The organism is Natronoarchaeum mannanilyticum (assembly GCF_039522665.1).
GTDB lineage: Archaea > Halobacteriota > Halobacteria > Halobacteriales > Natronoarchaeaceae > Natronoarchaeum > Natronoarchaeum mannanilyticum.
The window spans coordinates 299155-306329 of record NZ_BAAADV010000008.1 but is presented as its reverse complement, the minus strand read 5'-3'; the positions used below and the strand labels follow the sequence as shown (position 1 = coordinate 306329).

Genomic DNA, 7175 nt, shown 5'->3' with positions numbered 1-7175 from the left:
CCCACGTGGCAGCAAGTACTGGAGTGCGCGAGCCTCTGGGAACACTGCCTCGCCGCCTGCCACTCATACTAACACCCCCACGAGCATCGCGCTCGTGGGGTGTTTCCATTTCGAACGCACAGCGACAGCGCCCGCCTCGCGACAGTCCAAACTACTCGCTCACTGAATTCGCTGACGCCTGAACCTCTATCCACGGACGCATGGATGCGTCTCCTCGTCCGTGTAGCCGGACACCTCAGAAAGGCCCTGGTTCCACCGCTCAAGTGCGCCGTTCTCGTATAATACGTCGAACACGTCGTTAATCGCATCCAGAATATCGTCGGCGTACTGCTGGTGTCGTTCGAGGCGCTCGTTCGAAGTCTCCAGCTGGTCGACTGTGGCCTGGGGTTCGAGGTGGCGTGTTTTTGCCCGTGCGTCGTACGTCCCTATACCAAAGCCTGCGAGGCTGCCCAACCCCGTAAGCAACAGTGTATTTCCGACGATATTTGGATCCTCACTGGCAAGGATGATCGGCATCATGATGGCGAGACCGATGACGATGCCGCGAACACACCACTTGCTAATGGTCGGATAGAGTTCGGAACGGATGTCAGTGTGAGGCAACCGATAGCCGCCATACAACAAGTTGACATCCACCTCCCGGCGTAGTCCGAAAGGCTCTGTTTCCGAACGGGCATCGCCCGTAATCCGTTGAGAAGCCTCTATAGTGTTATTGTAGGAGAGCATATACGATCCCGCCTCATTCCGTGTGCCAGTCCGACCGTCGTGTATCCTTCCTGACCGACGAGGTTTAACTGGATCGGAGCGTTGGTAGGCATAATGAGTTCGCGTGCAAGCACGTCCGACGACTTCTGGGGGGATGTTGACGACGACGTTGCACTCCAACGGTTCCGGTCGCTGGTCAACACGATCGATGATGGGGTGTATCAACTCGATCCGGACGGGTACTTTGTCGCCGTGAATACCCAGATCATCCAAACGACAGGCTACTCGCGCGAGGAACTCCTCGGCGAACACGTTTCGCTCGTGCTTGCCGACGATGATGTCGAACGTATCGAACGCGAGATCAAGCGCCAACTCGAAACGGATGATCAGGATATCGCGACGTTCGAGTTCGGCGTCCAAACTGCAGACGGAGACACCGTTCCCTGCGAACTCCGGCTCAACCTGCTCATCGAAGAGGGCAAGTTTCAGGGGACGATCGGCGTCGCGCGAGACATCTCGCAGAAGAAACAGCGTATCTTGGGTCGGATTTCCGACGCGTTCTACGCGCTCGACGATGAGTTCCGATTTACGCACGTCAATGAACGGGCAGAAGAGCTCATCCAATACACTGAAACGGAACTGCTCGGCGAGAACCACTGGGAGGTCCTCTCCAGTGTTGCTGAGAACGACGCGGTTCGAGAGGCCTTCCAGACGGCGATGACCTCTCAGGAGGCGACGACGATCGAGTTCTACGACGAAACGCTCGGATTCTGGGCCGAGGCGAATCTCTACCCCTCCCAGACTGGGCTCTCGGTGTACTTTCGAGACGTCACCGAGCGCAAGGCTCGCGAGAAGAAATTAGAGCGCTACGAGCGGACGGTCGAAACCATCTGGGACGGTGTCGCGACGCTCGACGCCGACGGCCGGTTTGTGATGACCAACGAGGCGTTCTGCGAGATGACCGGCTACCAGCGAGAGGAACTGCTCGGAGAGCACGTCACGCTCCTCGTCGACGAATCGGTCAACGAGCGATCCAAGGAGTTACACGCAGAGATGCTCGGCGACGAGCAAGAATACGCCTCAATCGAGTTTGAGATCGAAACGGCCGATGGCGAGCGGGTTCCCGTCGAAAGCCGGTTCGGCCCGTACGTTCTCGAAGACGGATCGGTCGGTCGTACGGGCGTCCTCCGTGATCTCTCCGAGCGTAGAGAGCGCAAGCAGGAACTACTGAAGTACGAAACGATCATCGAGACGGTCAACGACGGGATCTACACGGTCGACGCGGACGGCCGTTTCACGATGGTCAACGACGCATACTGCGATTTAACCGGCTACTCGCGGGAGGAACTTCTCGGATCCCACGTCTCGCTGGTCGTCGACGATGAGACAGCCGACCAGGCAAAGGAACTGGAACAGGAGATCACCACGGGGACCGCCGACAGACCGATGGCCGATGCCGAGATACGCACCGCTAACGATGATCGTGTACCCGCGGAGGCGACGTTCTCGATGTTGCCCGGTGAACGGCGTGAACGAATCGGCGTCGTCCGCGACATCACGGAACGGAGGGAACGCGAACGGGCGCTGGAGGAGAGCGAACGCCGCTACCGAACGCTCGTCAATCACTTCCCGAACGGCGCGGTCGGACTCTTCGACGAGGAGTTGACGTACACCGTCGCAGGCGGCGAGATGCTCGGCGAGCTCGGGATCGACCCGGACGATGTTCTCGGCACCTCGATCTACGAACGGTATCCAGAGGACCTCATCGAGCAGATCAAACCACACTTTCAGGCAGTTTTCGACGGCGAATCGGCGAGTTTTGAAGCGGAATACCACGGCCGGAACCTGTTGGCGCACACGCTCCCGGTTCGCAATGCCGACGACGAGATTTACGCCGGGATGCTGATGATTCAGGATATCACTGAGCGTACGGAGTACCGGAAGCAACTCGAAGAATCAAACGAGCGTCTGGAGCAGTTTGCGTATGCCGCCAGTCACGATCTCCAGGAACCACTCCGGATGATCACGAGTTACCTCCAGTTGATCGAACGACGATACGGAGACGAACTCGACGAGGACGCCGAGGAGTTCATCGAGTTCGCCGTGGACGGTGCCGACCGCATGCGCGAGATGATCGACGGATTGCTCGAGTATTCGCGCGTCGAATCACAGGGCGATCCGCTCCAACCAGTCGATCTCGACAACGTTCTGGACGACGTGCGCGAGGATCTGCAGATACAACTCGAGGAGAGCAACGCCGATATCATGGCCGACGAACTCCCGCGAGTGGACGGTGACCCAAGCCAACTACGGCAGGTCTTCCAGAACCTGCTCAGTAATGCGATCGAGTACAGTGGTGACCAACCACCGTCAGTTGAGATTACTACCGAACGCGACGAGGACAAGTGGGTCATCTCGATCAAGGATGAGGGCGTGGGAATTGATCCCGAAGATCAGAAGCGGATCTTCGAGGTGTTCCAGCGGCTTCACTCTCATGACGAGCATCCAGGGACGGGTATCGGTCTGTCACTGTGTCGTCGAATCGTCGAACGGCACGGCGGTGAGATCTGGGTCGAATCAGAGCCAGGCGAAGGCACGACATTCTCGTTCACGCTGCCTGCGACGAGTAATAGCGATACGTGACCGAGAGACTGCTTCAAGTCGTCTTGGTGGTTCTCAACCTCCACTCTGAAAATTGTCTAGACCACTATCTCACAAGTCACGTAACACCTCGTGCTGCCTAGCGTCGGGTACCATAGAAGGTTGAGTCATGGATCGACCTAGATCGCTGTCGCACCGGCGGCGACGGGCAGTGCGATACCGGTGACGAACCGGGCGTCGTCGCTAGAGAGCCACATGAACGCTGCGCTGACGTCCTCTGGCTGGACGATCTCGCCGAGCACGTTGTCGGGCCCGGACTGTTCGGCGACCTCGGCCATCTCCTCGCCGATCGACTCGACGATGCCGCCGGTCATCGGCGTGTCGACCGCGGACGGACAGACAGCGTTGACGGTGATGTCGTACTGCGCCAGCTCCATCGCCAGCGTCTGCGTGAGGCCGATCACGCCGTGCTTAGCGGCCGTGTAGTGACCTAATCCTGGCGAGGCGACGAAGCCGGCGGTCGAAGACGTGTTGACGATCCGCCCGCCCTCGCCGCGCTCGATCATGTGGTTGCCGACGTGCTTGGCGCACAGCCACATCCCCTTGAGGTTCACGTCGAGCGCCTGATCCCACGTCGCCTCGTCGATCTCCATCAGCGCGCCCGGCGGCGCGACGCCGGCGTTGTTCGCCAGAATGTCGATCCGACCGAACTCGTCGATCGCCTCCCCCACCGCGCGCTCGACGGTGGCCTCCTTCGAGACGTCCATCTGGACGCCAAGCGCCTCTTGGCCACGCTCCTCGACCATCGCGACGGTCTCGGCCAGATCGTCCTCGCCGGACATGTCGTACTGGGCGTCGTCCGGCGTCTCGCAGATGTCGGTCGCCACCACGTCCGCGCCGTTCTCGGCGTAGGTGACGGCGTGTGATCGTCCCTGCCCTCTCCCTGCCCCTGTGACGAACGCAACCTGTCCGTCGAAGTCGTACTCTACCATGTTCTCTCGGGTGAGAAGTCCACGGCCGAACACAAAACCGTGACACCGCCGGCCGGGAAGCTATCGGGGACCGTCCTGTCTCGCCAAGAACAAGCGAGGGATGGTCGACTGGCGGCCCGATGATCCGGGGAACAGGTAGCTACGGCGTCGCGACGCCGCGACGCGGATGACGACGATGGTATCTGGCCACCATCACGAAGCGGCGCCTCAGTCGTCCGCCGCCGCCGTCGGGGCCGCGCGGGCGTTCTCGATCAGTTCCTGCACGTCGACCCGGCGTCCCTCCTCGGCGGCGCGGTAGGCGGCCTCCGTCAGGGCGGTGATCTCGAGTCCGACCTCGCCGGGGACGGCCGGCTCGTCGTCGCCGCGGACCGACGCCAGGAAGTTCTCGAGTTTCCGGTCGGTCAGCGTTTCGAAGTCCGTTCCCTCGGTAATCTCGGTCTCGTAGGTCGTCGCCCCCTGCTCGGCGACGCGGATGCGCTCGCCGTCGAATGTGATCCGACCTTCGGTGCCCCAGATCGCGTACGACTCGGCCGGTTCGCCGTCGATGCCGGCGCCGCTGACGGAGACGCTGGCGGTCACGGGGCGGCCGTCGCGCTCCAGCGAGAGCGCGAGGGCGGCGTCGGTATCGACACCCGGACTGTCGAACTCCATCTGCGCCGAGACGGACTGGGGTTCGGCGCCCGTCGTCCACAGCAGGGCGTCGAGCAGGTGCGACCCCGAGTCGTAGAGCTGACCGCCGCCCGACAGCGACGGGTCGGCGCGCCACGTGCCGCGCTGGAGGTCGATCCAGTCCTGCGACAGGACCGCGTTGGCGGCGTGGACTTCGCCGATGCGCCCGGACTCGACGATCCGCTCGATCTCGGCGAACGCGGGGTGGAAGCGGCGCTGGTAGCCCACCTGGAGGACGCGGTCGCGCTCGCGGGCCCGATCGATCAGGTCGACGGCGTCGCCGACGTCGGTCACCATCGGCTTCTCGACGAACACGTCGACGTCCGCTTCGAGGAACGCCGTCGCCTGCTCGTGGTGGAGCGCGTGCGGCGTCGCGATCAGCGCGGCGTCGACGTCGTACGCGGACAGTACCGAGTCGATGTCGTCGTAGCTGGGCGCGTCGAACGATTCCTCGAACGACGCTCGCGCGTCGGGCGAGACGTCGACGCCGGCGACGACGTCGGCGTCGAGGTCGGAGAGCGATCGGAGGAGGACGCGGCCGAGACCGCCGAGGCCGACGGTCGCGATAGCGGGTGGCATTCGCTGCCGACTTAGGGGGAGCCGGTAAATCCCTTCTGGCTCGCCGCCGCGATCCCCTCCGCCGGCGGATAGTTTCGGCGCGTCGAACCGTCGTTTCCCGACCGACTATACCGTCGCTCGTCGTCTCTCCGACACGGTCCGACCGATGCACGTACTCGTCGCGGCCCACGACTTCTACCCCGATCCGGGCGCCGGAGGGACCGGCCGGTACGTCTACGAGACCGCCCGCCGACTCGTCGACCGCGGACACCGGGTGTCCGTCGTCACGCGCCGGCGAGGCGACGTGCCACGCCGCGGAACCGTCGAGGGGATTCGGGTCGCACGGTACGACTGCTCGATCGCGGAAGAGTGGGCTGGTTCGATCGCCGGGCAGCTACCCCGGGCGGTGCGGGCAGTCGCGACGGCGATCGACGATCTTACCGGGGGCCGTCCAGACCTGTTCAGCGTCCAGGGCCACGTCACGGGGCTGCTCGCCGATCGGGCGGTCGACAACGACGTCCCTCGCGTCGCGACGTTCCACAGCCCGTGGCCGACTGAGTACCGAATCCGCACCCGAGAATCGGAGCTTGCGCCGTGGCGCCGCGCGCTCAACGTCGAACTGCGCCTGCTGGTCGAGCGGCGGCTCCTCTCGCGGTGCGATCGCGTCGTCACGCTCAGCGAGTACATGGGCGAGGAGTGCCGCCGCGTGTACGGCCTGCCGGCCGACGCCGATCACGCGGTGATCCCCGGCGGCGTCGACGTCGAGCGATTCCGTCCGGACGTCGGAACGTACGCGCCGATCGCCGGCGCCACCGACGATACGTCGGACGCCGACGCGACGGTTGGCGCGAACGGCGGCACGTTGAGCGGCGATAGTATCTCGTTCCTCACCGTTCGTCGGCTCAGCAAGCGAATGGGTCACGACCTCCTGTTGGCAGCGTTCGCGAAGGTACTCGATCGCTATCCCGGCGCCCGCCTGTTCGTCGCGGGCGACGGTCCGCTCCGCGACGACCTGGAGCGTCGAGCCGTTGAGCTCGGTGTCGACGACAGAACGACGTTTCTCGGGTACGTTCCCGACGAGGAGCTGCCCGCCGCCTACGCGACTGCGGACGCGTTCGTGCTTCCGACGACGGAGCTCGAAGGGTTCGGTCTGGCGACGCTCGAAGCGCTGTCGTCCGGGACGCCGGTCGTCGGGACGCCCGTGGGCGGGACCGTGGAGGTACTCGGGTCGCTCGTCGATCGCCCGTCCGTACCGGACGAGCTGCTCCTTTCGTCGGTCGACGCGTCCGAACTCGCCGGGGGGATGGGCGTGCTCGCCGATCTCGACGCCGCCGCACTGCAGTCGCTCGGTCGGACCTGTCGACGCTACGCCCGAGAGCAGTACACGTGGGATCGGACGGTCACACGGTTGGAGGCGTACTATCTCGCTGGCGGGTGACCGTGCTATCGCTCGTCGACGAGTCGGCGTCGGTCGCACATCGGGCAGTACGCCGCTTCGGACGTGACGACGAGGCGGCTCCGGTGACATTCACAAACGGGGCCGATCGAAACCCCCGCTTGCTCGGCGACGGCCTCTATCGTATTCCGTAGTTGTTCGATTTCTTCCAGAGCAGTTCCGAGTTGGTCACTCACTTCGTCCAATCGCGCGCG

Annotated in this window: 5 protein-coding genes; 2 read left to right on the top strand and 3 right to left on the bottom strand. The window is 63.5% G+C overall.

Translation table 11 applies throughout. From position 1 onward, the window contains the following. Positions 1-186 precede the first annotated feature (186 nt). Positions 187-726: a hypothetical protein gene (locus ABDZ81_RS18095; protein WP_343776029.1), complete on the bottom strand. Its 540-nt coding sequence runs from the start codon at positions 724-726 to the stop codon at positions 187-189. Positions 727-819: 93 nt separating this feature from the next. On the opposite strand from ABDZ81_RS18095, the gene ABDZ81_RS18090 reads away from it, so the two are divergent. Continuing rightward, the gene (locus tag ABDZ81_RS18090) at positions 820-3348 is read left to right on the top strand and encodes a PAS domain S-box protein (RefSeq protein WP_343776026.1); all 2529 of its coding nucleotides are present in this window, start codon (positions 820-822) and stop codon (positions 3346-3348) included. A gap of 137 nt (positions 3349-3485) precedes the next feature. Here the strand turns inward: ABDZ81_RS18090 and ABDZ81_RS18085 are convergent, their stop codons facing one another. Beyond that, complete coding sequence (locus ABDZ81_RS18085; protein WP_343776023.1) at positions 3486-4298, bottom strand: mycofactocin-coupled SDR family oxidoreductase; 813 nt, start codon at positions 4296-4298, stop codon at positions 3486-3488. 207 nt (positions 4299-4505) lie between these two features. Continuing rightward, positions 4506-5546 (bottom strand): Gfo/Idh/MocA family protein, encoded by a 1041-nt coding sequence (locus ABDZ81_RS18080; protein ID WP_343776020.1) that lies wholly within the window; start codon positions 5544-5546, stop codon positions 4506-4508. Positions 5547-5691: 145 nt separating this feature from the next. Between ABDZ81_RS18080 and ABDZ81_RS18075 the strand changes: the two genes are divergently transcribed. Next, a complete protein-coding gene (locus tag ABDZ81_RS18075; RefSeq protein ID WP_343776017.1) occupies positions 5692-6963 on the top strand; it encodes a glycosyltransferase family 4 protein in 1272 nt (423 codons plus the stop codon). Positions 6964-7175: the final 212 nt, after the last annotated feature.

Coding starts and splice junctions, on each gene's coding strand:
- ABDZ81_RS18090 (WP_343776026.1), top strand. CDS start 820: ATGAGTTCGCGTGCAAGCACGTCCGACGACTTCTGGGGGGATGTTGAC.
- ABDZ81_RS18080 (WP_343776020.1), bottom strand. CDS start 5,546: ATGCCACCCGCTATCGCGACCGTCGGCCTCGGCGGTCTCGGCCGCGTC.
- ABDZ81_RS18075 (WP_343776017.1), top strand. CDS start 5,692: ATGCACGTACTCGTCGCGGCCCACGACTTCTACCCCGATCCGGGCGCC.
- ABDZ81_RS18085 (WP_343776023.1), bottom strand. CDS start 4,298: ATGGTAGAGTACGACTTCGACGGACAGGTTGCGTTCGTCACAGGGGCA.
- ABDZ81_RS18095 (WP_343776029.1), bottom strand. CDS start 726: ATGCTCTCCTACAATAACACTATAGAGGCTTCTCAACGGATTACGGGC.